Source organism: Citrobacter sp. GW821-FHT02E08 (assembly GCF_059421685.1).
The window spans coordinates 104,959-128,393 of record NZ_JBWKVL010000013.1; the positions used below are offsets into that span (position 1 = coordinate 104,959).

Genomic DNA, 23,435 nt, shown 5'->3' on the forward strand with positions numbered 1-23,435 from the left:
GTTTTGCATCAGAACAGTGAAAACATCAACGCGACAGGAAAACTCATCGGCCAGGTGGCGCCGACTAAAACGGCGCTCAGCAAGCGGATCCGTTTTTTATCGTGGGAGAGAAACCAGGTCGTCAAACAGGAGATTGACGCCATTACTGCGTAAAAAATTAACATCTTTTGGTAGACAGACATGTCAGGCATCCAGGCCAGAATTAAAAAACGCGCACAATATGCTCCCTTTTTTGATCTGCATCAAGTTTTATTGCCTTGAAACACGGATTTAACAGAAGCCCAACACAACTCTGTGATGTCCAGAATAAGTACTATTGCGAATAGTTTGAAGCCGTACTATACACATAAGGGCAATATAAAAAGGTGGCAAAAATGAATGTTTCCAGTAAAACCGTAGTGCTGATAAATGTCTTTGCTGCTGTGGGGCTTTTTGGTCTTATCTCTTTGAGATTTGGCTGGTTTTCTTGAATCAATACCGTGCTTGCAATGTAGAATGGCAGAGAGAATTTCTCCTCTCTGCCATCGATTTACGACCTTCCTGTAGATGAGACGTCCGGTTAATGCTTAACCATAACGTGGCGGACAACGGTGTAATCTTCTAATCCATACAGTGACATATCCTTACCGTACCCCGACAGTTTTTGCCCACCGTGCGGCATTTCACTCACTAACATGAAATGGGTATTCACCCAGGTACACCCATACTGCAGTCTGGCGCTCAGACGATGCGCGCGCCCAACGTCCCGCGTCCACACCGATGACGCCAGCCCGTACTGTGTATCGTTCGCCCACGCCAGCACCTGATCTTCATCGTCAAAGACGGTGACGCTCACCACAGGACCGAACACTTCGCGCTGCACAATGGCATCTTCCTGTTTCGCGCCGGCCAGCAGTGTCGGCGCAAAATAGTATCCCGCCCCCGCCACTTTATTACCGCCAGTGATGACCTTGATATGGCCAAGCGCTTTCGCCTCTTCCACCGCTTTGCTTACCCGCTCAAGATGGGCCAGCGAACTTAACGGTCCCAACTCGGTGGTTTCATCTTCCGGCGCGCCGGTCTTCAGGCTGGCGACGGCCGCACCGAGTTTCGCAACCAGCGCGTCGTAGACCCCTTTCTGGGCATAAATCCGGCAGGCTGCGGTACAGTCTTGTCCGGCATTGTAGAATCCAAAGGTGCGTACACCCTCGACTACGGCATCCAGGTCTGCATCGTCGAAGACAATCACCGGCGCTTTACCGCCCAACTCCATATGGGTACGTTTAATCGACGGCGCAGTATGACTGATAATGTGTTCGCCTGTGGCGATTGAACCGGTCAGGGAAACCATGCGCACTTTTTCATGACCCGTCAGCGGATCGCCCACCGTTTTCCCGCGACCGAACAGCACATTAATCACGCCAGCGGGGAAAATGTCTTTTGCAAATTCGGCCAGTTTCAGCGCCGTAAGCGGCGTGATTTCAGAAGGTTTAATCACCACACAGTTTCCCGCCGCCAGCGCAGGCGCCAGTTTCCAGGCCGCCATCATCAGCGGGTAGTTCCACGGGGCGATGGAGGCGACAACGCCGACCGGATCACGGCGGATCATTGAGGTGTGCCCTTCCAGATATTCCCCCGCCGCCAGACCGTTCAGGCAACGCGCTGCGCCCGCAAAAAAGCGGAATACATCGACAATCGCCGGGATCTCATCGTTCAGTACGCAGTGCAGCGGTTTGCCGCAGTTTTGCGACTCCAGCGCCGCAAAGACCCCGGCGTTGGCTTCGATCGTATCGGCCAGTTTAAGCAGCAGATCGGCGCGGGACTTGGGCGTGGTTTGCCCCCATTCGACAAATGCGCGATCGGCCGCCCGCACTGCGGCATCGACCTGCGCGGGTGAGGCTTCCGCAATCTCCAGAATCACCTCGCCCGTCGCGGGGTTGTAAACGGGTTGCTTTTCACCTTCACCGCTGACCAGCTCACCGTTAATCAGTAATTGATGTTGCATAGCATTTTCCCATATTGTCGTTTATTTACCGTTTTCGGCGAGCGAGTCGCCTTCACGTGTTAGCCACCAGGCACCTAAAATCGGAATCGTTGTCACCAGCATCACCAGCAATGCCACAACGTTCGTCACCGGGACATCGCGCGGTCGTCCCAGTTGATTGAGCAACCACAGCGGCAGCGTCCGTTCATGCCCGGCAGTAAATGTGGTAACGATGATCTCATCGAAGGAGAGCGCAAACGCCAGCATGCCGCCTGCCAGCAGCGCAGACCCTAAATTGGGCAGCACCACGTAGCGGAAGGTTTGCCAGCCATTTGCGCCAAGGTCCATTGACGCTTCCACCAGGCTCCAGGAGGTGCGTCGGAAACGGGCGACCACGTTGTTGAACACCACCACCACACAAAACGTCGCATGCCCCACCACGATGGTGAAAAAGCCCGGCTCCAGATTGATGGTCTTAAATGCGGTCAGTAAGGCCAGACCGGTGATAATCCCCGGCAACGCAATCGGCAGCAGCAACAGCAGCGAAATGGCATTCTTGCCAAAGAAGTCGCGTCGCCACAGCGCGGCCGCCGCCAGCGTTCCCAGCACCAGCGCGATCCCGGTGGATAACGCGGCGATCTTCAGTGACAACGTCACAGATTCCAGAATATCGCTGCGCTGCGCCGCGACGCTAAACCAACGAAGCGTCAGCCCCTGAGGCGGAAAACTAAACGCCGCATCTTCGGTGTTAAACGCATAGGTGGCGATAATCAGTATCGGGAAATGAAGAAAAATCACCCCGCCCCATGCGGCCAGTTTGAGGAGAAAAGGTGCGCGTTCAGAGTGCATCGAACGCTCCCAGGCGTTTCACGAACGCCAGATACAGTGCGATCAAGACCATCGGCACCAGAGTGAAGGCCGCCGCCATCGGCATATTGCCGATCGCCCCTTGTTGCGAATAGACCATGTTGCCGATGAAATAGCCGGGCGGCCCCACCAGTTGCGGCACGATAAAATCGCCCAGGGTCAGCGAAAAGGTAAAGATAGACCCTGCCGCGACGCCTGGAATGGCCAGCGGTAGCACCACGTAGCGAAAGGTTTGTCCTGGGCGCGCGCCCAGATCGGCTGACGCCTGGAGCAATGAAGGCGGCAAGCGTTCCAGCGCGGCCTGAACGGGGAGGATCATGAACGGCAGCCAGATATAGACAAACACCAGAAAACGCCCCAAACCGGAGGTTGACAGCGTGTTACCGCCGACGCCGGGTAGCGTCAGAAACGACATCAGCAAAGGTTCCAGCCCCATATGGGTCAGAAACCACTGCGCCACGCCGTCTTTTGCCAACAGCAATGTCCAGGCGTAGGCTTTGACAATATAACTGGCCCACATCGGCAGCATGACCGCGATGTAGAAAAAGGCTTTCATCTTGCCGCGGGTGTAACGCGCCATAAACCAGGCCATCGGGAACGCCAGAATCGCGCTGGCGATCGTCACCGCCACCGCCATCGTCAGCGTTCGCAAAATGATGTCGTAGTTGGCGGGATTAAACAGCGCCTGCAGGTTGGCCAGCGTCAGGTCAGGCGTCACCGACATGGTAAAATCGTCAAAGGTATAGAACCCTTGCCACAGCAATGTCAGCAATGATCCAAAATAGACGATGCCAAACCACATCAGCGGTCCCAACAGCAGCAGAAACAGCCCCAGCCCAGGGTTGCGCCAGAAAAATCCGGAGATTTTACTCAGGCGTTTTGATGGAGGGGGCGAATGTAATACGCTCATTGCCATTTACCTCTCCTCAATCAACGGCACCATGACGTTGCGTGACCATGAGGCCATCACGTTTTGTCCCGGTGACAACGTCGGGGACAGAATTTCCCCCGTCAGGTTGGCCTGACTGACCAGCAGCTTTTCGCCCCCGCTCAGTTTTAGCTCAAACCGGGTCGCCGCCCCCTGATACTGCACCGCCTGAATCACCCCTGCCGTCTGCACTTCACCCGGGACATTGAGCCGAATATGTTCCGGGCGCAGCGAGTACGTTCCGGCAAGGCCGCAGACACGGGAGGACATCGCCGTATCAAACACGTTTGATGTGCCGACAAACCCCGCCACAAAGGGTGTACGCGGTCGCATATAGAGCTCATGGGGAGAGTCAACCTGCTCGATACGGCCATTGTTGAACACCGCCACGCGATCCGACATCGACAGCGCCTCACCCTGGTCGTGGGTGACGAAGATGAAGGTAATGCCGAGCGACTGCTGCAGCTTTTTCAACTCCAGCTGCATCTGCTCGCGTAATTTGAGGTCAAGCGCACCCAGCGGTTCATCCAGCAGGAGCACCCGCGGTTCATTGACCAGCGCCCGGGCAATCGCCACACGCTGGCGCTGACCGCCGGAAAGCTGCGAAGGTTTACGTCCGTGAACAAAACCAAGGGCGACTTTTTCCAGCGCCTCCTGGGCCTGTGCATAACGCTGTTTTTTAGCAACGCCTTTGACCATCAGACCATACGCGACGTTGTCGAGAATCGACATATGCGGGAACAGCGCGTAATCCTGGAAGACGGTGTTGACGTCCCGCTCCCAGGGCGGTAATTCGCTGGCTTGCTGACCAAAAATTTTAATTTCACCGCCGGAGAGCTGCTCAAAACCTGCAATCAAGCGTAAGCAGGTCGTTTTGCCGGAGCCGGAAGGCCCCAGCATGGAAAAAAACTCACCGTCATTAATCGCAATACTGACGCCATCCACCGCCCGTACGTCACCGTACAGGCGTGAGACGTTCTCAAACTCCACTGCGTACGTCATAAATCACCCCAGAGGAATTAGCGACCGCCCATAATGGCAATGTAGTCCTGCGTCCAACGGCTGTAAGGCACAAATTTTCCGCCTTCCGCGATCGGTGTTTTCCAGAAAGCGATTTTGTCGAAGAAGTTGTAGCCGTTGGTTTCACACCCTTTTTCACCCAGCAGCGGGCTGGCTTTACAGCCATTGGGCACCACTGGCAAAGAGCCAAACCAGGCGGCGACATCACCCTGCACTTTCGGCGTTAGCGACCAGTTCATCCACTTATACGCGCACACCGGGTGTTTGGCTTCGCTGTGCAACATGGTGGTATCAGCCCAGCCAGTCACCCCCTCTTTTGGAAAGACCGTGGCGATAGGCTGGCCTTCGGCTTTCAGCGCATTCGCCTGATAAGGCCAGGCGCCCGAGGCGACCACGCCTTCATTTTTGAAATCACTCATTTGCACGGTGGTATCGTGCCAGTAGCGATGGATCAAACCGTGCTGGGTACGCAGCACTTCGAGTACGGCCTGGTACTGTCTCTCATTCAGCTGGTACGGGTCGGTGATGCCCAACTTCGGTTGGGTGGCTTTCAGATATAACGCGGCATCCGCAAGATAGATGGGGCCATCGTAAGCCTGGACGCGTCCCTGGTTTGTTTTACCATCCGGGAGATCCTGCTTAACAAACACCACGCCCCAGCTGTCCGGTGGCGTTGGGAATGTTTTGGTGTTGTACATCAACAGGTTCGGCCCCCACTGATACGGCGTGCCGTAAACCTTGCCGTCGACGTTAAACCACTCGCCTTTCACGACGCGCGGGTCGACCTCTTTCCAGTTGGGGATCAACGCCGTGTTAATCGGTTGCACGCGTTTGCCCATAATCAGTCGCAGCGACGCATCGCCCGAGGCGGTCACCAGATCGTAGCCCCCTTTCGCCATCAGGCTCACCATCTCATCTGACGTTGCGGCAGTTTTCACATTGACCGCACAGCCCGTCTCTTTTTCAAACTGAGTGACCCAATCGTACTGTTTATCGGTTTGACCCCGTTCGATGTAACCAGGCCAGGCGATAATATCCAGACGACCTTCCGGTTTTTCTAATGAGGTGGGCGGTTCGGCGGCGTGTGCGGTCATCAATGTCATACTGAGCGCACACAGGCTGCTGCGGGCAAATTTCTTGCTCATAACGTCTTACTCCTGTCGCAAAATATTGAGCGGCAGCCTTGCCGTAAATATATGTCCTTTCCTAAAAATAGTCGGCGCCTTTGAAGCGCACCTGTCGGGGCAAGGAAATTTAATCAGGTTGTGAGCTGACGCGCATTACGCCGCAGATAGCAGCAACAATGCTAAATCTTCTGGAGTATAGACAAGGAGTTAGGGCGCAGCGGAAAAATAGAGCGGGCTATTCAAATTTCCTATGACGGGCAATACGTTAATAGCGATGGGGTTAACAATCGGTCATGAATAACTATTTTGAAAATGCCCCGGCGCTATTCAAATTAAAACAATAGCGCCAGAGAATTTATTTCAGCATACCGCGAATCAGATTTCCGAGTTGTTTCACCGCCTGCTCTTCTCTTTCTCCCCAGGGCCAGGCGGTATTAAAACGAAAGAAACGCGTCCAGGTGTCAGCGGTGGAAAACATTTTTCCTGGGGCGATACTGATGTGATGTGCCAGCGCCTGCGCGCTCAACTCTCCGGCATCCAGCGAATCAGGCAGCTCCAGCCAGAGAAAATAGCCACTGTCGTTATGGTGTATTTTGACCTCTGCGGGAAGGTGGCGGAGTAACGTTTGCCAGGCCTGTTGCTTGCGCTCGGCAAGCTGGCGGCGCAAACGGCGCAAATGGGCGTCATAACGGCGGGTCGCGAGATAATCCACCAACGCCAACTGCATTGGCGAACTGGTGGAAAGCGTGCTCATCAGTTGCAGCCGCTGGATTTGTCGGGCGTGCTGACCCGCCGCAACCCAGCCGATGCGAAATCCTGGCACCAGACATTTCGAAAACGACGAGCAATGTAACACCCTGTCGCTGCGATCCCAGGCCTTGGCGGGCAAGGGTTTTTCACGACCAAAATAGAGTTCGCTGTAGACATCATCTTCTATCAGCATCACGTTGTACGTTTCCAGCAGTGCGACCAGTCGCGCCTTTTTCTCGGGGCTGAGCGTGAAGCCGAGCGGGTTTTGGCTGTTGGTCATCAACCAGCACGCTTTCACCGGATACTCCTGTAACGCCTGTTCCAGCGCCGCTAAATCAATGCCCTCTTTGACATCGGTCGCCACCGACAGCGCTTTCAGGCGTAGCCGTTCTAACGCCTGCAACGCGCCGTAGAAACAGGGATTTTCAACAATCACCCAGTCGCCGGGTTCGGTCACGGCCTGCAGACTGAGGTTTAACGCCTCCAGCGCCCCGGCCGTGATCACGATTTCATCCGGAGAGACGGTAATGCCTTGCTGGGCATAACGGCGCGCAATCGCATGGCGCAACTCGGCATTCCCCGGCGGCAGGTTTTCAATGACGCTCATCGCCGTGGCGGTCTTGCTGACCTGGGCCAGGGAACGGTTAAGCTGCTGTAAGGGGAAGAGTCGCGGGTCGGGAAACGCCGAGGCAAACGGCATGACGGAGGCGTCCCGGCTGGCCTGTAATATCTCAAAAATATAGGTATTGATGTCCACCGCTTCATCACGCATGACCTGCGCAGGCGGCACCACCGGCTGGCGCACCGGACGCGGCGCCACATAGTAGCCCGATTGCGGGCGGGCAATGATGCGCCCCTGACTTTCCAGCAACTGATACGCGTGACCGACCGTCATAAAGCTCATGCCGCTACTGGCAACCTGCTCTCGCAACGACGGCAAACGGTCGCCGGGCTGCCACACGCCGGAGGCGATTTGATCGCGAATCTGTTCGGCCAGTCGCTGATATTTCTTCATTTCTCTTCCTGAACGCGTACAGGGATAAACGTAGTGTATATCAGTTTACATAATTGTCTGGTTTTTGATAACTGTTATGAACAATTTAGCTCAAAACCTGATACCCGCTTGCCAGTCACACGAGCGTCAGTTTCAGTTCTTTCCCCAGCGCTTTGGCTGCAGCCTGAACGGTATCGATTTTCGTCGAATGGCGTAAATCAAAGAGCCGGGTAATTTCTTGTTTTGGCTTACCAATTCGCGTTGCCAACTCCTGCTGCGTGATGCTTGATTCCAGAAATGCGTTGAGTAACAAAATCTTGGAGGTCACGCTTAGCGGGACGTCTACGTAAGCGTCCGCATCGCAAAGCACCGAAGGCTGCGGTATCGGTTCATTGTCTTCAAAATAAAATTCTAACGCGGTCATCAGCGCGTCGAAGGCCGCCTCTAAAGATTCCTGACGCGTATCACCCTGTGTTAATGCCTCTGGGATGTCCGGGAACGACACGACATAACCGCCTTCTGGCGCAGGCGTTAAATTGACGGGATAGCGCATAATGATTTGAGACTCTCGCATGTGGTCAACCTCTTTATCCGTGATGATCAACGCAAACCAAGCTGCTTAAGTAAGGCTTTACGCAACGGTTCTTTTATCTCATCGCCGGGATGTCTGGGCATGACGCTGCGTTTCCCGTGATATCTCAGTTTCAAATGGTTCGCACCATTTGTCACTTCAACGCCCTGAGATTCAAGCCAGCGCTTTAATTCGCTTTGCTTCACTGCGCCCCCAACGGTGTATTATAACCACAAAGTAAACGTTTATGTTTACCTGTCTCTCTTTTTAGCATCTATACCACGCTTTTCTTCATCCTGTATCCCCGACATTTAAAAACGGGAACGCGGATTCCAGAATCGCGTTCATCCGCCACAACTCATAACAGCGTGCAACTGTTATGGTTAAATAAGCGGATTCTGTTTCTGCCACTGAACATGCCGGGCGCTTAAAATTGCGCTGAATCAATTTTCCCTGTGGAGTTAGGCATGTTCGGTCTTGATGCGTTTCACCTGGCGCGGATCCAGTTCGCGTTTACGGTTTCTTTCCACATTATTTTCCCCGCGATTACCATTGGGCTCGCCAGTTATCTGGCGGTACTGGAAGGCCTTTGGCTGAAAACGAAAAACCCCACCTGGCGTTCGCTGTACCATTTCTGGTCAAAAATTTTCGCCGTTAACTTTGGTATGGGGGTTGTCTCCGGGCTGGTGATGGCCTACCAGTTTGGCACCAACTGGAGCGGTTTTTCCGAGTTCGCGGGCAGTATTACCGGCCCGTTGCTCACCTATGAAGTGCTAACCGCCTTCTTCCTGGAGGCGGGATTCCTCGGCGTGATGCTGTTTGGCTGGCACAAAGTCGGCCCCGGCCTGCACTTTTTCTCTACCTGCATGGTGGCGCTGGGCACCATTATTTCTACCTTCTGGATCCTCGCTTCAAACAGCTGGATGCAGACGCCGCAAGGGTATGAAATCGTCAACGGCCAGGTCGTGCCGGTCGACTGGTTTGCCGTCATTTTCAATCCTTCTTTCCCCTATCGCCTGTTGCATATGTCGGTGGCGGCATTCCTGAGCAGCGCGTTGTTCGTGGCCGCTTCTGCAGCCTGGCACCTGTTGCGCGGTAATAACACGCCGGCCATACGTGCAATGTTTTCGATGGCGCTGTGGATGACCTTAATCGTCGCACCAATCCAGGCATTGATCGGCGATATGCACGGGCTGAACACCCTGAAGCATCAACCGGCGAAAATCGCCGCCATCGAAGGTCACTGGGAGAATCCTCCCGGCGAGCCCACGCCACTTCTTCTGTTTGGCTGGCCGGATATGGAGCAGGAACGTACCCGCTACGGACTGGCGATTCCCGCGCTGGGTAGCCTGATCCTCACGCACAGTCTGGATAAACAGGTCCCCGCGCTGAAAGAGTTTCCAAAACAGGATCGTCCGAATTCAACCATGGTGTTCTGGTCGTTCCGCATTATGGCCGGGCTGGGCATGTTGATGATTCTGTTGGGCGCCCTCGCGCTATGGCTGCGTTACAGAGAACGGCTGTACAGCTCGCGACCGTTCCTGCGCTTTGCGTTATGGATGGGGCCCTCCGGATTAATCGCCATTCTGGCCGGATGGGTAACGACTGAAGTCGGTCGCCAGCCCTGGGTGGTTTATGGTCTGCAACGCACCGCCGATGCCGTCTCCGCTCACGGCGATCTGCACATGAGCATCAGTTTGCTGGGTTTCTTCGTGGTCTACAGTTCCGTGTTTGGCGTCGGCTACAGCTACATGATCCGCCTTATCCGCAAAGGACCACAGGACGATGATCCAACCCTTCCGCCAACCGGTACGCCTGCACGGCCGCTTTCTGCTGCTGTCCTCGATTCTCAACAAGAGGCACATCGCTAATGGGTATTGATTTATCAGTAATTTGGTTTGTTATCATCGTGTTCGCCACGCTGATGTATATCGTGATGGACGGCTTCGATTTGGGGATCGGCATCCTGTTTCCCGCCACCCGGGATGCCGACGATCGCGATGTGATGGTGAATAGCGTCGCCCCGGTCTGGGACGGTAATGAAACCTGGCTGGTGCTGGGCGGCGCGGGATTATTCGGCGCCTTTCCGCTGGCCTATGCGGTGATTGTCGACGCACTGACCATCCCGCTCACGCTGATGCTGATTGGATTAATCTTTCGCGGCGTCGCCTTTGAGTTTCGTTTCAAGGCCACGCCTGCGCACCGACCGTTCTGGGACAACGCCTTTCTGGGCGGATCGATACTCGCAACGTTTTCGCAGGGGGTTGTCGTCGGCGCGGTGATCAACGGATTTTCCGTCACAGGACGCAGTTACAGCGGAGGGCCATTCGACTGGCTGACGCCCTTCACGCTGTTTTGCGGTGCCGGACTGGTCGTGGCCTACGCGTTACTGGGCGCCACCTGGCTGGTCATGAAGAGCGAAAATCCCTTGCAGGATAAAATGCGGGCGGCGGCGAAAAAATGGCTGATGGCGTTATTGCTGGTGATTGCCATCATCAGTCTCTGGACGCCGCTGGCGCACAGTGACATTGCCGTCCGTTGGTTTAGCCTGCCGAATCTGTGGTTCCTGCTACCCGTGCCGGTGCTTGTTGGGCTTTGCAGCCTGTGGCTGTGGCGATCGCTGAACCAGCCTGAAAGCCATGCGCTGCCGTTTGTCCTGACATTAGGGCTGATTTTCCTCGGTTTCAGTGGTCTGGGGATCAGTATTTGGCCACACATTATTCCGCCGTCTATCACCCTATGGCAGGCGGCAGCGCCCGCACAAAGTCAGGGCTTTATGTTGGTTGGCGCGCTGCTGATTATCCCTGTCATCCTGGTTTACACCTTCTGGAGCTATTACGTATTTCGTGGAAAAGTTCAACATGGCGAGGGGTATCATTGATGGAACACTCAGTCTGGAAACGCTTGATGTGGCTGGTTATCTTGTGGGGAGGCAGCGTGCTGGCGCTGGCCGCCGTGGGCATGTTCTTTCGCGTATTGATGGCGGCAGCCGGGTTTAAAGCGCACTAGTCCATCTGCCGGGGGCCGCCCGCTCCCGGCACTTGCCATTCTTCAGCACACGCTGACAAAGTCTTTTCGCAAATTTGAATTTTTGAATAATAACCCGACGAAACCGTGGGCATGATAGCCGCAAAAGGTAATCAGACGGTGGCATGATGTTTACGAAAGCGTTATCAGTGATGTTACTGACCTGCGCGCTGTTTTCGGGTCAGTTGATGGCGGGACACAAAGGGCACACATTTTTGTGGGTAAAGAACGTGGATCATCAGCTTCGCCATGAAGCGGACAGCGATGAACTTCGTATGGTGGCGGAAGAGTCTGCGGAAGGCTTGCGCGAGCACCACTACTGGCAAAAATCACGCAAGCCTGAAACCCATTTTCGCTAAAACTTAATCTTTACGCTTCGGCAGCGTTTTCATGAGATCTTCCGGGCTGACCGACGCCACCACACTCCCCGGCATCGGCATTTTCAGAATATGATTTTTGATCTTGCCGATGACATGCATTTCACACGGACGACAATCAAACTTCAGCGTCAACACTTCATCGCCGTGGACCAGTTGCATTGGCGTGGCCTTCCAGCTCTTGATATTGCCTTTCGCCTGTTTCGGGCACAGGTTAAACGCAAAACGCAGACAGTGCTTGGTGATCATCACCGGTACGTCGCCTTTTTCTTCATGCGCTTCATAGGCCGAATCAATCAGTTGCACACCATAACGGTGGTAAAACTCACGCGCCTTGCGGTTATAGACGTTCGCCAGGAAACTGAGATGGCTTTCCGGATAGACCGGCGTAGGCTCCGCGACCGGTTTACGGTGACCGCGCTGATAGCTGGCAAGACGCGCGGTGTCGAGCATCTCGGTGGCTTCCCGCCGGAACTGGTTAAGCACGCTGTTCGGCACAAACAACGCGCCGGGCAGCGTTACCTCAACGTTGCGGGCGAAGTACATCGTCTGCCCCAGTTTGGCTAAACCGTCTTTTAAGTTGCTCAGCGCTTTTTCAGCATTGTTGGCTTCGTCGAACTGACCGTCCAGACTGTGCGTGATGCTGACGCCCTCTTCGCTGGTCAGCGTCAGGATCAGTTGTTCCTGCCAGCCGCCCAGTTCAATATCAACCGCCACGCGGCGTTCACTGGAGGTTTTCGTTAATGCCTGCTGCCAGTTGTGATCCAGGTTACGATTGAGTGGGTGATGTGGGCGCACCTTGTGCAGATCCGCGGGCATCTCATTTGGCCAGACGCGATAACGATTCTGCCCCGTTTTTTCAACGGTATTGGCGCGAAAACCGACTACGTCACGCTTGATCAGCACATTTAATCCGTCGCCGTTGGCCAGCGGTTCCGTGACTTCGACGTCCAGATGATCTTTCGCCACTTTAAGAACTTCACCGACCGGAAGACCAATAAATTTCGGTGAGTCAAAAGCGCCAATGTCGCCTTTGCGGTCATTCACAAAGTAATCGGTGCTGCCGCGATGGAACGTTTTGTCCGTCGAGGGAATAAAGAAATGTTCAGTACGTCCCGCTGACGCCCGCGCCAGGTCGCTACGATCGTCGATAATCGCATCCAGCATCTGCCGGTAATGGGCGGTGATGTTCTTCACGTAGCTCATGTCTTTGTAGCGCCCTTCAATCTTGAAGGAACGCACACCGGCGTCAATCAACGCCCCCAGATTGGCCGTTTGGTCGTTATCTTTCATCGATAACAGGTGTTTTTCATAGGACACCACCCGCCCCTGATCGTCTTTCAGCGTATACGGCAGTCGGCAGGCCTGGGAACAATCGCCACGGTTGGCGCTACGTCCGGTCTGCGCATGAGAGATATAGCACTGCCCGGAGTACGCAACACAGAGCGCGCCGTGGACGAAGAACTCAATCGTGGCGTCACTCGCCTGGTGGATCGCCTGAATTTGGCTCAGACTCAGCTCGCGCGCCAGCACAATCTGGGTAAAACCGACATCAGCAAGAAACTTCGCTTTCTCAACGCTGCGAATATCGCACTGGGTACTGGCATGCAGTTCAATGGGCGGGATATCCAGTTCCAGAATCCCCATATCCTGCACAATCAGTGCGTCCACACCGGTCTGATACAGATCGGTAATCAACCGCTGCGCGGGTTCCAGCTCATCATCATGCAAAATGGTATTAAGCGTTACAAAGATCTTCGCGCCATAACGGTGAGCGAATGGCACCAGTTCAGCGATATCTTTCAGGCTGTTACTGGCATTATGACGAGCACCAAAGCCGGGGCCGCCGATATAGACGGCATCAGCGCCATGCAGAATCGCTTCACGGGCGATGACCGTGTCGCGGGCCGGGCTTAACAGTTCGAGGTGATGAGGTTGCTGGCGCATACAGTGATTACCATCCGATAACAGCAAAATGGCGGCTATTGTAGTCAGAAGTACCGATTTACGGAATACTTTTCCCCTTTAACGCCGTGGGTAATGAATGAGTGAATGAAAGTGCGCGGTTTGCCCACCGCTGTTGCGATACGCGTGGGCGGCGTCCCCGGCAAAGCGCTCGCCCTCTCCGACCTGTAGCGTTTTCCATTCACCGTCGATGCGCATATCCAGTTGACCCGAAATGACCACCACATGCTCGATAACACCGCGTTCATGCGGGGTTGATTCACTGAGCGCGCCGGGCGCCAACAGAATAGAAAAATGGTCAAAACAGAGCTCAGGATCCCAGGGAAACAGCGGTGTGACCACCATCGCCTGCTGTTGTGGGTCAAAGGCTGGCGGCGTCCCGGATTCCGGCGGCGAAATAAAGGTTGAAAACGGCACATTCAGCCCGGTCGCTATCTTCCATAACGTCGCCACCGTGGGGCTGGACTCATTGCGTTCTATTTGCCCGAGCATGGCTTTTGAGACCCCCGTCGCCTCGGCCAGACGTGACAGACTCCATTCACGCTGCTGGCGCAGCGTTTTCAGGGTAGTGGCCAGATAGTGGGTCAGATTGTCCATATTTCTCCTCCCGCAAAGACTTAGCTTATCACTTGTACGCTATAACGCACAAATGCTACAGTGAGCGACCGCTATAACGCACAAGAGGGTCCCCATGCGTTCATTTTCTCTTCCTCTGCCGACGGTGCTGTCCGGGTTTGTCGCCGTTCTGGTGGGCTACGCGAGTTCCGCAGCCATTATCTGGCAAGCGGCTATTGCCGCCGGAGCCACCACCGGGCAAATCGCCGGGTGGATGACGGCGCTCGGCGTCGCTATGGGCGTCAGTACCCTCGCGCTGACGTTGTGGTATCGCGCGCCGGTGCTGACAGCGTGGTCGACCCCTGGCGCGGCGTTGCTGGTCACCGGACTGCAGGGATTAACGCTTCAGGAAGCGGTCGGCGTTTTCATTGTCGCCAATCTGCTGATTGTCCTGTGCGGGGTTACCGGGCTGTTTGCAAGGCTAATGCAGATAATTCCACACTCTCTCGCTGCGGCCATGCTGGCGGGGATCCTGCTGCGTTTTGGTTTGCAGGCCTTTGCCCGTTTTGACGGTGAGTTTGTGTTGTGTGCCGGTATGTTATTCGCCTGGCTTATGATGAAAATCATCGCGCCGCGCTACGCCATTATCGCCGCGATGGTGGTGGGAATGGTGATTGCGCTGCTAAAAGGTGACATTGTCACGCAAAGTATTCAGTTTTCACCGGTACTCCCTGCCTTTATCGCCCCGCAGTTTTCCTTTGCGCACTCGCTTAGTGTAGCATTACCGCTGTTTCTGGTGACGATGGCGTCGCAAAATGCCCCCGGCATCGCCACCATGAAAGCCTCGGGTTATGCGTTGCCGGTTTCACCATTGATCGTTTTCACCGGGCTTCTGGCTCTGCTCTTCTCCCCCTTTGGTGTCTACTCCATTTGCATTGCTGCCATTACGGCGGCGATTTGCCAAAGCCCGGAGGCGCACCCGGACGCCAAACGTCGCTGGATGGCGGCAGCGTCGGCGGGGACATTTTATCTGCTGGCCGGTGTGTTTGGCGGTTCCGTGACCAGCCTGATGGCCGCCCTGCCCACCAGTTGGATTCAGATGCTGGCGGGACTTGCCCTGTTAGGCACCATCGGCGGAAGTTTACATCAGGCGTTGATTGATGCCACAGAGCGCGACGCGGCTATCGTCACATTTTTAGTGACCGCAAGCGGAGTGACGTTGCTGGGGATCGGTGCCGCATTTTGGGGACTCATCGCTGGGGGGATTTGCTATGGCGCGTTACGTCTGATACATCGGAGAGTATAAAAAATTGCGCCATCCGAAGATGGCGCAGCAATCTTATTTCTGGATCGGTTTATTGACATCAAACATGGTGGCATCGGTCGCCATGTCGTCAACAACTTGCTTCAACGTTTCGAACGCCATCGGCGTGTTTTCGTTGTTCAAATCTTTACCTTCACCCTTACGGACCACTTTCATCACCGGCTTATTGGTTGCCGCGTCAATCAGCTCGCCTTCAAAGTAGAGGCTGGTATCCATGTCGCGGTGGCCCGTTGCCATCTGTGTCCCTGCAATAACTAACGCTACAGGAACCACTTCATAGAATTGCAGTCCTTCTTTGCTGGTATCCACACCGGTAATTGCACCGCGGAAGATCAGGCTACGCGGACCAGGGGTCGCGACCAGCGGTTTACGCTGCCCAATAGCGGTTTTCATTTTGGTGTTGGTGTAGTTCAGCAGTTTATCGAGAACTTGCTGTCCAACCTGAGTGCTAGGTTTAGGAACCGGGTAATAGGTAACCGGGTTATAAACGATGCTATCGTATTTAGACGCATTGTAATTGGGATCGACCCAACGTAAAACCGGATGCCCCGTAGCAGATTTTGTTTCCTGAAGACCAGAATAGTCTTTTAAAAAACCCGAGTATTTATCTGGCTGAATGACTTTAGACGCACAGCCTGATAACGCCAGTAAACCAGTAAGCACTGCAACTTTTATTAAAGTTTGAGCACACATGAAACGATCCCTTAGTTTTGAAGATATGCATCTGAAATAATAGCAAAGAGAAAATAAATACGATGTACCAAAAATGGTATCGTCCGCACAAATTTGATCTCTGCATCCGATAAAACCCTTATCGAATGCAGAATGGATGATAATCATCGTAAATCAATCAGATTTAGCCGTTTTTTCGCGCCAGCATTGTCGCAAAACGTAATTTAATTCGGTTACCGTTAGCATCCGTACGATGTAATTCCCCAACATCTTCATTGTATTTCAGCAGTTCCCAGCCTTCATAATAACGACATAATTCGCCTTCTTTAAAAGCAAATGGGAAACCCACGGTACACGGGAAGTCTTCCGTATCCATTGCCGCCACGATCAGGTTATACCCTCCCGGTTTTGTACAACGCTGCATATTGGCAATCAAACCGGGAATGGTGTTGGCTTCAAGGAACATCAACACCACGGTAGAAAGAATAAAATCATACTCGCCATCAAAGCTTAGCGTGTTGAGATCAACAATTTTTTCATGCAAATTGTCCAGCCCTTCCGCCGCTTTAATGCGTTCCACGTTGGCGATACTCATCGGGTTTTTATCCCACGCCGCCACATCGAAACCGTTAGCCGCCAGATAAAGGCTATTGCGGCCGTTGCCACACCCCAGATCCAGTGTTTTTCCTGGTTTTACAACCTTAACCGCCTCTAACACTTCAGAATGGGTGCGGGTGAGGTCGTATTTTTCCGTAAAGTAATTTTCGTCGCGAAGAGTCATTTTTTATCCTCAGATTTCTGTAATGTTGCACGTTCAGCGCGAATCAGCAGCCTTCCCTGCATCAGCAATGCAACCGTACGTACCAGCAATAACGCAATAATTAAATTGGTGAAAATAAACAGTGGGATCGATAAGGTATGGAAAAAACCTGTCGGCGCGCCGTGCCCCAGATGCAATCCGGTGGTGGCCAGCGCAGAAACGCCGAACGAGAAGCTCCAGAACGAGGCATTAAACGGTTGTGACAGATACCAGGGCATCAGTCGCAACATAAAAAGCAGTTGCAACAGACCGTAGCCAAACAGCATCTTCGCCAGAATGTCGCCTTCTCCGCCGTTGACGCTCAGCCAGGCGCTACAGGCCACCAGCGCGGGCGCAAGCTGAATGCCAAGGGAGGTGCGTAACATCGTCGGAAACTCTCCGGCGCTGCGCAGACGCTGCAAAATGACCGGCTCCAGGCTAAGCCACGAGAACACGCCAGCACCTAAAAAGACCAGTCCGGCATCATTAAAGCCGAGCGCCCCACAGGCCATCGCACTGATAAAGTTGTTCGCCACCGTTGGCAAATATAAACCCGGCGTTGTGGCCTCTTCAGGGTGCGAGCCCCGCCACAGCCCGGCCGTTTGCCACGCGGCGTAGGTCAACTGAATGACGACCCCGATGCTGAATAACACCACGGATAACGGGCGACACCAGGGAACAAAGCCAATGGCCACCAGCATGGTGGTCGCGGGAAACAGGCTCACAAAGCTGCTCATCACCGGATGGCGCACTTCGGCCAGCACACTGTGGGGAAAACGCACCAGGCGACTGAGAAACGCAAGCGTCAGCAATCCCCAGATGATCATCGCCAGTATCACCAGTCCATCGCCAATCCAGTGGCTTACAGGCCAGATATGGCTTGCATAGCGCCACGCGAAGCCCATACCGATGATGCCCAGAACCATGCCAAAATATCCCGCCGGAAGATTAAGCACCCGGTCGCTCTGCTTTTTCTTACTCATTTTGTTTAATTTATAAAGTATATTTGAAATGCATTTTATGGAATTTCAGCGGGTTTATCCAGAGCCGAAATCTTTGCTACGGTTATCTTAAGCGACTGAGTGGAAATAACCCATGACCAAATACCGTCTTAGTGAAGAACAGCGATCGTTTAGTTTTCAGGAGAATGGCAGTAAAAAAAGCATACCCCTGCGCCAGATAATCGCTCTGAAAGACTTTAACGACGTCAAAGCCGGCACGCCCGGCGGTTGGGTGGACGCGGATTCTGTTCTCGCGCAGGAAGGCCACTGTTGGATCTACGATGAAAACAGTGTGGCCTTTGCCGGCGCACGGATTTCAGGGAATGCCCGAATTACCCAATATTGTGTGATCAATGATGACGCGCAGGTCGGTGGCAATAGCTGGATTGATCGGGCGGAAATCAGCCATGGCGCCCGAATAAGTGACAACGTCACCGTGCAGCATTCCGTGGTTCGCGGTATTTGTCACCTCTTTGGCGATGCCCGCGTGTTGCATCAGTCTGAAATTATCGCCGCGATTGGGTTAACCCACGCTAACGACCTGATGCTGCAAATCTATGATCGCGCCACTGTGAGCCGATCGCGGGTGGTGCACCAGGCACAAATCTATGGCGACGCGATCATCAATGAAGCGTTTATAGAGCACCGGGCTGAAGTGTTTGATTTTGCCCTGATCGAAGGTAACGCCGAAAACAATGTCTGGATTTGCGATTGCGCGAAAGTGTACGGCCACGCCCGCATCATCGCCGGGAGCCAGGAGGATGCCATTCCCACTCTACGCTACAGCTCGCAGGTGGCCGAACACGCCACCGTGGAAGGCAATTGTGTGTTGAAACATCACGTGCTGGTTGGTGGGCGCGCCCATCTCAGCGGCGGGCCCATTCTGCTCGATGATCATGTCTTAATTGAGGGCGACACCCGTGTCATCGGCGAAGTATTGATAGAACACCGCGTTGAGATCACCGACCGGGCGACGGTGGAAGCCTTTGACGGCGACATGATCCACCTGCGCGGGCCGAAGACCATTAACGGGGAGCAGCATATTACGCGTACCCCCCTGGCGGGTTTACTGTGAAACGGTATCGATAATACGGGCGTACATATTGACGTCGTGATAATCACCGTTGAGAAATTCAGCCTGTTTCATGCAACCTTCCAGCGTGAATCCATTTTGGATAGCCACGCGGTTACTTTTTGCATTATCGACCCGGCATTTGATGACAAACCGCCGGATCTCGCCGCGCTGCGCATAACAATCGATAATGCCCTGTAGCGCACGCGAAAGGATCCCCTGCCCCTGATGGTCTTCATCAAGCCAGTAACCGATATAGGCTGTTTTGTTCAGGGGTTCGATTAAATTAAACGAAATGACGCCCACGACATCGGAATGCTTAAAAATAAGGTACATTTTGGCGTATCCACGCTCGTGCAACATCTTGTTGCCCTGCACGTTTTTGCGCGTGTCATCTTCAGAATTCACGAATTGCGGCCAGTTCAACGACGCTTGCAGCCACACTTTATTTTTGAGGACCAACTGGTGCAGAGCCGTAACGTGACTTTCGTCTACCGCCCGCAGTTGTAAGGTGTCGTCGAGAGTGATGATGTCGGACATTTCAGGCCATTCCCTTATAAAAAATCAAGATGGCCAGAATAGTATCAGATGAAGGGCCTCACCGCGGGTGAAGCCCTTGAGAACATGCGTTATTCAACGCTTTCTTTTTGCAACATTTTAAGCAGATCGTCCTTCAACAGGAGTTTCTGTTTCTTCAGGCGAACAATATCCAAATTGTATCCCCGGCCATCTGAACCTTCCAGCCGGGCAATCTCGTGATCAAGTTTATTGTGTTTTTCAAACAAGGACAGAAAGCGAGGATTCTCGGTTTTCAGTCGGGAAATGAGATCTCTGTACTCTGGAAACATACGCTCTCCCTGTGAGTGGCAAAAATGTGTATAGCAAATACACACAGCCAGCTTACGCATTTGGCGCAGAGAATAATGCGAACGGGATCGTGTTTAAATCGTGTACAGGTATCAATGGCAGGAAAGGTGAAAACGGCTCCTCCACGCGGGAAGAGCCGTGCTAAACATTATTCGCGCATGATGCGATCGTCAACATACCGGCGTTTGTCCGGCGCTGGCGGGAAGTAGTGATACAGCCAGGTTTCGCTGATGGCGTCGCCCTGACAGCGCAGGAACAGGCGCATATCCACCGGGTCGGTAGAGTCTGAGGTTGGATACCAGTCAAACTGAATGCGATAGCCGTCGAAAGGCTCAACATAGAGAATTTCGATCTGTTTCGCTTCACCGCTGGAGAGCGTAATCACCGGCTCAATGCCCTTCGGCGCTGCCGCTTTCAGATCGCCGCCCACGAAATCAATGGCAAAACGACGCGACCATTTTTCCGGGTAATGTTCGCCCGGCGCCCAACCTTCCGGGAACCCGCCCATACCGGTACGGGTTGCCATGACACGCGCCAACGGCGAGCGTACCGGCGGTTGCGCACTCCAGTACAGACGGTATTTGAACTCCAGTTCATCACCGGCTTTTATCGCTTTCTCCGGTTGCCAGAAGCAGACCACGTTGTCCAGCGTTTCACCGGTGGTCGGGATCTCCATCAGGCCAATCGTTCCCTTGCCCCATTGATTGCGCGGCTCTACCCACAGGCTTGGACGTTTGTTATACCAGCCCATAATGTCCTGATAGTGGGTAAAATCACGATCAAGCTGCAACAGACCAAACCCTCTTGGGTTGTTGTCGGTGTAGGCGTTGAACTGCAGTTTTTGCGGGTTATTCAGCGGACGGCAGATCCATTCACCGTTACCGCGCCACATGGCCAGGCGATCGGAATCGTGGATTTGTGGGTGAATAGTGTCGCACATGCGGCGTTCGTTATTGCCGCAGCTGAACATACTGGTCATTGGCGCAATACCCAGTTGCTGAATGTCTTTACGGGCATAGATGTGATTTTCCACATCCATGATCACCTGGGTCTTCTCGCAATGGATGACAAACTTATAGGCACCCGTGACGCTGGGGCTGTCTAACAGCGCGTACACCGTAAACGTGGTGTCGCCCGGCTTCGCCGTTTCAAACCAGAACGCCGTGAAATCAGGAAACTCTTCTTTCTTATCCGCGTAGGTATCGACCGCCAGACCGCGCGCAGACAAACCGTACTGGTAGGTGTCATCGACGGCGCGGAAGTAGCTGGCGCCGAGGAACGACACAATATCGCGACGCGCCAGTTCCGGGGCCTTAAACGCACGGAAACCGGCAAAACCGAGGTCGGTCTGTCCTTCCAGTTGTTTGGTGTCGACGCCCGCATCGTTGTATTTAAACAGTTCAGGACGGAAGTGGATCTCACGCGCCTGATGCGTCGCCGCATCCACGGAGAACATCCGTACGCGACGGCGGAATCCCATCCCAACATGGAAGAACTGCACATCGAGCTCGCGCCCTTCTACGTTATTCCACAGCGAGTGTTCGGCATCATACTGGATGCTGTTGTACGCTTGTGGCGTCAGATTCGCCAGCGTGGTCGGCAGTGCGCGCGGTGCGCCGCCCCACGGTTTCTCCGCGAGATCGTGCGCCATGGATTGCAGAACAGAGAAGTCAAAACGGACGGTTTGACCATCAGCAATGTCTGATTCGGCCGCAAAGGCGGCGCGAGAAAAGAGAGATGCAATACCACTGGTACCGCACACGGCGGCCATTGCCATTGAACCTTTAATAAATCGTCTACGATCCATACCTGAAAGTAAGTCCTTCTGGTCGTGTGAATGGTCCCGCGCTGGTACGTAACAGCGGCAAGAGAGTGCACGTTTCTGAGCGCTCACTCTAGACAAATTCGATTAATAATCCAATTGTTGCCCGCCGATAATCTGTACAAAAATGAAAATATTTTCTGTCGATCGGAACAGACTGATTCCAATGTAAAGTTAGCACAGGAGTATTACCGGGTTGAAACATCTTCACGGAGGTTAATCCAGGCTGACATGATGTTTCATCACCCGTTTAAGCAGTGACATCCGCGCCCGCATAAAACGGTTTTCAACTTTAAAACCGGCAAATTTGTTCAGACCAATCCGCAACAGACGATCGCGTCCCTGAATTGAGGCGGGCCAGCGTACCGGGCCGTGCAAAACATCACAGGAGCGGCTGGCATGATGGGCAAAGCTCACCCAGTAATCCGCAATGTGCGAGGCAAACGCCCGATCGTTGCCATTGGCGTAATAGCGCGACGGTTCCGCCAGCATCAGCGTATCAAAAACATAAGGCACCTCATTGCCGTGCCAGGCCCCCTTCGCATAGGTGGCATGCTCACTTTCAGCAACATAATCGAACCAGTACCTCCAGCAGGGCTCGCCGACCCGCTGCTGCGCCTGCATGACCACATATCCCAGCGTGGTGAACGCCATATCCCGGCACACCTGACGTCCCAGCTCTTCATCCCCTTTAACGCCGGGATACAACAGTTTGATAAGCCCCAGGCCCAGTCGACGCTCTCGGCGTAACTTTTCGATTTGCCCGGCGAGATCTACGCCAAATACCGGCATCACGCTGGCTTCATCGCTGTTTGAGCCAATCAGTACCGGCATCGGGTGCTGTTTACCCGCGAAAAAGACGTCGAGCATCGGTTCCGGGAGAACCGCATCGCCAAAAATGGGCGTCGGCGCAATTTTCAATGGCGCGCCGAGCGACCAGAACAGGTGCGCCGGAATGGCCCGTAGCTGTTCAGCGGTGGCGTTTTGCAGACCAAAATGCGCCGCCACGGCAACGCCGTTTTCGAGCGCAATCTCGCGCGGCGTATCGGGCAACGTATACCCGCTCTGGATCATCGCCCGCTGGAAAAGCCCTTTGGCGCGCGGCGAGGCCATTAATGAGAGGACGCTGCGCGCACCGGCGGATTCACCAAACAAGGTGACATTTTGCGCATCGCCCCCGAACGCGGCAATGTTGTCCTGCACCCAACGCAGCGCCGCAATCTGGTCTAATAAGGCAAAATTGTTGAGGCATTCGCCCTCTTCGCCTTCCAGCGCCGGATGCGCAAAAAAGCCGAGATGACCGAGGCGATAGTTGAGCGTGACCACCACCACGTCTCGTTTGGCCAGCGCTTCTCCGTCGTAAGGTGGCAGGCACCCAGAACCGATGGTGTAACCCCCGCCGTGCAGCCAGACCATAACGGGTAATGGCCGGGAACGCGTCGCCGGGGCCCAGATATTCAAATAGAGACAATCTTCCGAAAACCGCCCCGGATCACCGCCGCCAAGCGCTTTGCAGTACTCAATATCCTGCCAGCTCGCGCAGGAGAAGGCGTTCGCCTGGCGGACGCCCTGCCACGCAGACGCAGGTTGTGGCGCACGCCAGCGCAGCTCGCCCGTCGGCGGCGCAGCATAGGGGATCCCACGCCAGAGGTGGATGTCGCCTTGTGCGACACCCATAATTTTCCCCTGCTGTGTTTCAGCCAGAGGAATGGAAGGGATTTTCATAACAACATC

25 protein-coding genes are annotated in these 23,435 nt (G+C 54.2%); 7 read left to right on the top strand and 18 right to left on the bottom strand.

Translation table 11 applies throughout. The features are described 5' to 3' along the window. Nucleotides 1-8: 8 nt before the first annotated feature. Nucleotides 9-182, bottom strand: coding sequence for a GhoT/OrtT family toxin (locus AC07UY_RS16545; protein WP_203361147.1), 174 nt, complete (start codon nucleotides 180-182; stop codon nucleotides 9-11). 192 nt (nucleotides 183-374) lie between these two features. On the opposite strand from AC07UY_RS16545, the gene yncL reads away from it, so the two are divergent. Continuing rightward, nucleotides 375-470 carry a stress response membrane protein YncL gene (yncL, locus tag AC07UY_RS16550; protein ID WP_162382245.1) on the top strand — a complete coding sequence of 32 codons (96 nt, stop codon included), beginning with the start codon at nucleotides 375-377 and terminating at the stop codon, nucleotides 468-470. A gap of 89 nt (nucleotides 471-559) precedes the next feature. On the opposite strand, the gene patD is transcribed toward yncL, so the two are convergent. From patD to AC07UY_RS16590, 8 genes are all read right to left on the bottom strand, one after another. Continuing rightward, nucleotides 560-1,984: an aminobutyraldehyde dehydrogenase gene (gene patD / locus AC07UY_RS16555; protein WP_494660123.1), complete on the bottom strand. Its 1,425-nt coding sequence runs from the start codon at nucleotides 1,982-1,984 to the stop codon at nucleotides 560-562. A 21-nt stretch (nucleotides 1,985-2,005) separates the two neighbouring features. Beyond that, nucleotides 2,006-2,812 (bottom strand): ABC transporter permease, encoded by an 807-nt coding sequence (locus tag AC07UY_RS16560; protein WP_203361145.1) that lies wholly within the window; start codon nucleotides 2,810-2,812, stop codon nucleotides 2,006-2,008. Beyond that, entirely contained in the window at nucleotides 2,802-3,746 is a 945-nt protein-coding gene (locus AC07UY_RS16565; RefSeq protein WP_494660121.1) for an ABC transporter permease, read from the bottom strand. Before AC07UY_RS16565 ends, AC07UY_RS16560 begins: the two co-directional genes overlap by 11 nt. After that, on the bottom strand, nucleotides 3,747-4,760 hold the full coding sequence (locus AC07UY_RS16570; protein ID WP_494660120.1) for an ABC transporter ATP-binding protein: 1,014 nt from the start codon (nucleotides 4,758-4,760) through the stop codon (nucleotides 3,747-3,749). It lies immediately after the preceding gene. Between the two features lie 17 nt (nucleotides 4,761-4,777). After that, nucleotides 4,778-5,923, bottom strand: coding sequence for a putative ABC transporter substrate-binding protein YdcS (gene ydcS / locus AC07UY_RS16575; RefSeq protein WP_494701590.1), 1,146 nt, complete (start codon nucleotides 5,921-5,923; stop codon nucleotides 4,778-4,780). A 337-nt stretch (nucleotides 5,924-6,260) separates the two neighbouring features. Further along, nucleotides 6,261-7,670 (bottom strand): aminotransferase-like domain-containing protein, encoded by a 1,410-nt coding sequence (locus AC07UY_RS16580; protein ID WP_494701591.1) that lies wholly within the window; start codon nucleotides 7,668-7,670, stop codon nucleotides 6,261-6,263. Nucleotides 7,671-7,785: 115 nt separating this feature from the next. Then, nucleotides 7,786-8,202, bottom strand: coding sequence for a type II toxin-antitoxin system HicB family antitoxin (locus AC07UY_RS16585; RefSeq protein WP_276295180.1), 417 nt, complete (start codon nucleotides 8,200-8,202; stop codon nucleotides 7,786-7,788). A gap of 47 nt (nucleotides 8,203-8,249) precedes the next feature. Then, nucleotides 8,250-8,426, bottom strand: coding sequence for a type II toxin-antitoxin system HicA family toxin (locus AC07UY_RS16590; RefSeq protein WP_494701592.1), 177 nt, complete (start codon nucleotides 8,424-8,426; stop codon nucleotides 8,250-8,252). A gap of 261 nt (nucleotides 8,427-8,687) precedes the next feature. On the opposite strand from AC07UY_RS16590, the gene AC07UY_RS16595 reads away from it, so the two are divergent. The 4 genes from AC07UY_RS16595 to AC07UY_RS16610 all read left to right on the top strand — a co-directional run bounded on the left by AC07UY_RS16595 (nucleotide 8,688) and on the right by AC07UY_RS16610 (nucleotide 11,606). Next, nucleotides 8,688-10,091 (top strand): cytochrome ubiquinol oxidase subunit I, encoded by a 1,404-nt coding sequence (locus AC07UY_RS16595; RefSeq protein WP_494660117.1) that lies wholly within the window; start codon nucleotides 8,688-8,690, stop codon nucleotides 10,089-10,091. Continuing rightward, the gene (gene cydB / locus AC07UY_RS16600) at nucleotides 10,091-11,101 is read left to right on the top strand and encodes a cytochrome d ubiquinol oxidase subunit II (RefSeq protein ID WP_494660116.1); all 1,011 of its coding nucleotides are present in this window, start codon (nucleotides 10,091-10,093) and stop codon (nucleotides 11,099-11,101) included. Before AC07UY_RS16595 ends, cydB begins: the two co-directional genes overlap by 1 nt. After that, the gene (locus tag AC07UY_RS16605) at nucleotides 11,101-11,229 is read left to right on the top strand and encodes a DUF2474 domain-containing protein (protein WP_192612264.1); all 129 of its coding nucleotides are present in this window, start codon (nucleotides 11,101-11,103) and stop codon (nucleotides 11,227-11,229) included. Before cydB ends, AC07UY_RS16605 begins: the two co-directional genes overlap by 1 nt. A gap of 146 nt (nucleotides 11,230-11,375) precedes the next feature. Beyond that, on the top strand, nucleotides 11,376-11,606 hold the full coding sequence (locus tag AC07UY_RS16610; RefSeq protein ID WP_494701613.1) for a DUF2554 family protein: 231 nt from the start codon (nucleotides 11,376-11,378) through the stop codon (nucleotides 11,604-11,606). 3 nt (nucleotides 11,607-11,609) lie between these two features. Here the strand turns inward: AC07UY_RS16610 and AC07UY_RS16615 are convergent, their stop codons facing one another. Both AC07UY_RS16615 and AC07UY_RS16620 read right to left on the bottom strand, forming a co-directional pair. Further along, nucleotides 11,610-13,571: a peptidase U32 family protein gene (locus AC07UY_RS16615; protein WP_494701593.1), complete on the bottom strand. Its 1,962-nt coding sequence runs from the start codon at nucleotides 13,569-13,571 to the stop codon at nucleotides 11,610-11,612. 78 nt (nucleotides 13,572-13,649) lie between these two features. Then, nucleotides 13,650-14,186, bottom strand: coding sequence for a helix-turn-helix domain-containing protein (locus tag AC07UY_RS16620; protein WP_494701594.1), 537 nt, complete (start codon nucleotides 14,184-14,186; stop codon nucleotides 13,650-13,652). Between the two features lie 73 nt (nucleotides 14,187-14,259). Here AC07UY_RS16620 and AC07UY_RS16625 point away from each other — a divergent pair, with 73 nt between their 5' ends. Then, a complete protein-coding gene (locus tag AC07UY_RS16625) occupies nucleotides 14,260-15,450 on the top strand; it encodes a benzoate/H(+) symporter BenE family transporter (protein ID WP_494701614.1) in 1,191 nt (396 codons plus the stop codon). Nucleotides 15,451-15,483: 33 nt separating this feature from the next. Here the strand turns inward: AC07UY_RS16625 and AC07UY_RS16630 are convergent, their stop codons facing one another. The 3 genes from AC07UY_RS16630 to tehA all read right to left on the bottom strand — a co-directional run bounded on the left by AC07UY_RS16630 (nucleotide 15,484) and on the right by tehA (nucleotide 17,922). Further along, entirely contained in the window at nucleotides 15,484-16,161 is a 678-nt protein-coding gene (locus AC07UY_RS16630) for a DUF3313 domain-containing protein (RefSeq protein WP_494701595.1), read from the bottom strand. A gap of 163 nt (nucleotides 16,162-16,324) precedes the next feature. Beyond that, nucleotides 16,325-16,921 (bottom strand): tellurite resistance methyltransferase TehB, encoded by a 597-nt coding sequence (tehB, locus tag AC07UY_RS16635; RefSeq protein ID WP_494660111.1) that lies wholly within the window; start codon nucleotides 16,919-16,921, stop codon nucleotides 16,325-16,327. Continuing rightward, a complete protein-coding gene (gene tehA, locus AC07UY_RS16640; protein ID WP_494701596.1) occupies nucleotides 16,918-17,922 on the bottom strand; it encodes a dicarboxylate transporter/tellurite-resistance protein TehA in 1,005 nt (334 codons plus the stop codon). The genes tehB and tehA overlap by 4 nt, the downstream gene beginning before the upstream one ends. Nucleotides 17,923-18,034: 112 nt before the next feature. On the opposite strand from tehA, the gene ydcK reads away from it, so the two are divergent. After that, nucleotides 18,035-19,015: a YdcK family protein gene (gene ydcK, locus AC07UY_RS16645; protein WP_494660109.1), complete on the top strand. Its 981-nt coding sequence runs from the start codon at nucleotides 18,035-18,037 to the stop codon at nucleotides 19,013-19,015. Here the strand turns inward: ydcK and rimL are convergent. The 4 genes from rimL to AC07UY_RS16665 form a co-directional block, all read right to left on the bottom strand. Further along, nucleotides 19,007-19,552: a 50S ribosomal protein L7/L12-serine acetyltransferase gene (rimL, locus tag AC07UY_RS16650; protein ID WP_203361132.1), complete on the bottom strand. Its 546-nt coding sequence runs from the start codon at nucleotides 19,550-19,552 to the stop codon at nucleotides 19,007-19,009. The genes ydcK and rimL overlap by 9 nt on opposite strands. A gap of 89 nt (nucleotides 19,553-19,641) precedes the next feature. After that, nucleotides 19,642-19,860, bottom strand: a complete 219-nt coding sequence (locus AC07UY_RS16655; RefSeq protein ID WP_192612273.1) for an HP1242/YdcH family protein — start codon at nucleotides 19,858-19,860, stop codon at nucleotides 19,642-19,644. Nucleotides 19,861-20,027: 167 nt separating this feature from the next. Continuing rightward, entirely contained in the window at nucleotides 20,028-21,686 is a 1,659-nt protein-coding gene (locus tag AC07UY_RS16660) for a glucan biosynthesis protein D (protein WP_494701597.1), read from the bottom strand. A gap of 231 nt (nucleotides 21,687-21,917) precedes the next feature. Beyond that, complete coding sequence (locus tag AC07UY_RS16665; protein WP_494701598.1) at nucleotides 21,918-23,426, bottom strand: carboxylesterase/lipase family protein; 1,509 nt, start codon at nucleotides 23,424-23,426, stop codon at nucleotides 21,918-21,920. Nucleotides 23,427-23,435 lie beyond the last annotated feature (9 nt).

Excerpts from the sequence above, each read along its gene's own strand:
- AC07UY_RS16545 (WP_203361147.1), bottom strand. The coding sequence starts at position 182 with ATGTCTGTCTACCAAAAGATGTTAATTTTTTACGCAGTAATGGCGTCA.
- yncL (WP_162382245.1), top strand. The coding sequence starts at position 375 with ATGAATGTTTCCAGTAAAACCGTAGTGCTGATAAATGTCTTTGCTGCT.
- patD (WP_494660123.1), bottom strand. The coding sequence starts at position 1,984 with ATGCAACATCAATTACTGATTAACGGTGAGCTGGTCAGCGGTGAAGGT.
- AC07UY_RS16560 (WP_203361145.1), bottom strand. The coding sequence starts at position 2,812 with ATGCACTCTGAACGCGCACCTTTTCTCCTCAAACTGGCCGCATGGGGC.
- AC07UY_RS16565 (WP_494660121.1), bottom strand. The coding sequence starts at position 3,746 with ATGGCAATGAGCGTATTACATTCGCCCCCTCCATCAAAACGCCTGAGT.
- AC07UY_RS16570 (WP_494660120.1), bottom strand. The coding sequence starts at position 4,760 with ATGACGTACGCAGTGGAGTTTGAGAACGTCTCACGCCTGTACGGTGAC.
- ydcS (WP_494701590.1), bottom strand. The coding sequence starts at position 5,923 with ATGAGCAAGAAATTTGCCCGCAGCAGCCTGTGTGCGCTCAGTATGACA.
- AC07UY_RS16580 (WP_494701591.1), bottom strand. The coding sequence starts at position 7,670 with ATGAAGAAATATCAGCGACTGGCCGAACAGATTCGCGATCAAATCGCC.
- AC07UY_RS16585 (WP_276295180.1), bottom strand. The coding sequence starts at position 8,202 with ATGCGCTATCCCGTCAATTTAACGCCTGCGCCAGAAGGCGGTTATGTC.
- AC07UY_RS16595 (WP_494660117.1), top strand. The coding sequence starts at position 8,688 with ATGTTCGGTCTTGATGCGTTTCACCTGGCGCGGATCCAGTTCGCGTTT.
- cydB (WP_494660116.1), top strand. The coding sequence starts at position 10,091 with ATGGGTATTGATTTATCAGTAATTTGGTTTGTTATCATCGTGTTCGCC.
- AC07UY_RS16605 (WP_192612264.1), top strand. The coding sequence starts at position 11,101 with ATGGAACACTCAGTCTGGAAACGCTTGATGTGGCTGGTTATCTTGTGG.
- AC07UY_RS16610 (WP_494701613.1), top strand. The coding sequence starts at position 11,376 with ATGTTTACGAAAGCGTTATCAGTGATGTTACTGACCTGCGCGCTGTTT.
- AC07UY_RS16615 (WP_494701593.1), bottom strand. The coding sequence starts at position 13,571 with ATGCGCCAGCAACCTCATCACCTCGAACTGTTAAGCCCGGCCCGCGAC.
- AC07UY_RS16620 (WP_494701594.1), bottom strand. The coding sequence starts at position 14,186 with ATGGACAATCTGACCCACTATCTGGCCACTACCCTGAAAACGCTGCGC.
- AC07UY_RS16630 (WP_494701595.1), bottom strand. The coding sequence starts at position 16,161 with ATGTGTGCTCAAACTTTAATAAAAGTTGCAGTGCTTACTGGTTTACTG.
- tehB (WP_494660111.1), bottom strand. The coding sequence starts at position 16,921 with ATGACTCTTCGCGACGAAAATTACTTTACGGAAAAATACGACCTCACC.
- tehA (WP_494701596.1), bottom strand. The coding sequence starts at position 17,922 with ATGAGTAAGAAAAAGCAGAGCGACCGGGTGCTTAATCTTCCGGCGGGA.
- ydcK (WP_494660109.1), top strand. The coding sequence starts at position 18,035 with ATGACCAAATACCGTCTTAGTGAAGAACAGCGATCGTTTAGTTTTCAG.
- rimL (WP_203361132.1), bottom strand. The coding sequence starts at position 19,552 with ATGTCCGACATCATCACTCTCGACGACACCTTACAACTGCGGGCGGTA.
- AC07UY_RS16655 (WP_192612273.1), bottom strand. The coding sequence starts at position 19,860 with ATGTTTCCAGAGTACAGAGATCTCATTTCCCGACTGAAAACCGAGAAT.
- AC07UY_RS16660 (WP_494701597.1), bottom strand. The coding sequence starts at position 21,686 with ATGGATCGTAGACGATTTATTAAAGGTTCAATGGCAATGGCCGCCGTG.
- AC07UY_RS16665 (WP_494701598.1), bottom strand. The coding sequence starts at position 23,426 with ATGAAAATCCCTTCCATTCCTCTGGCTGAAACACAGCAGGGGAAAATT.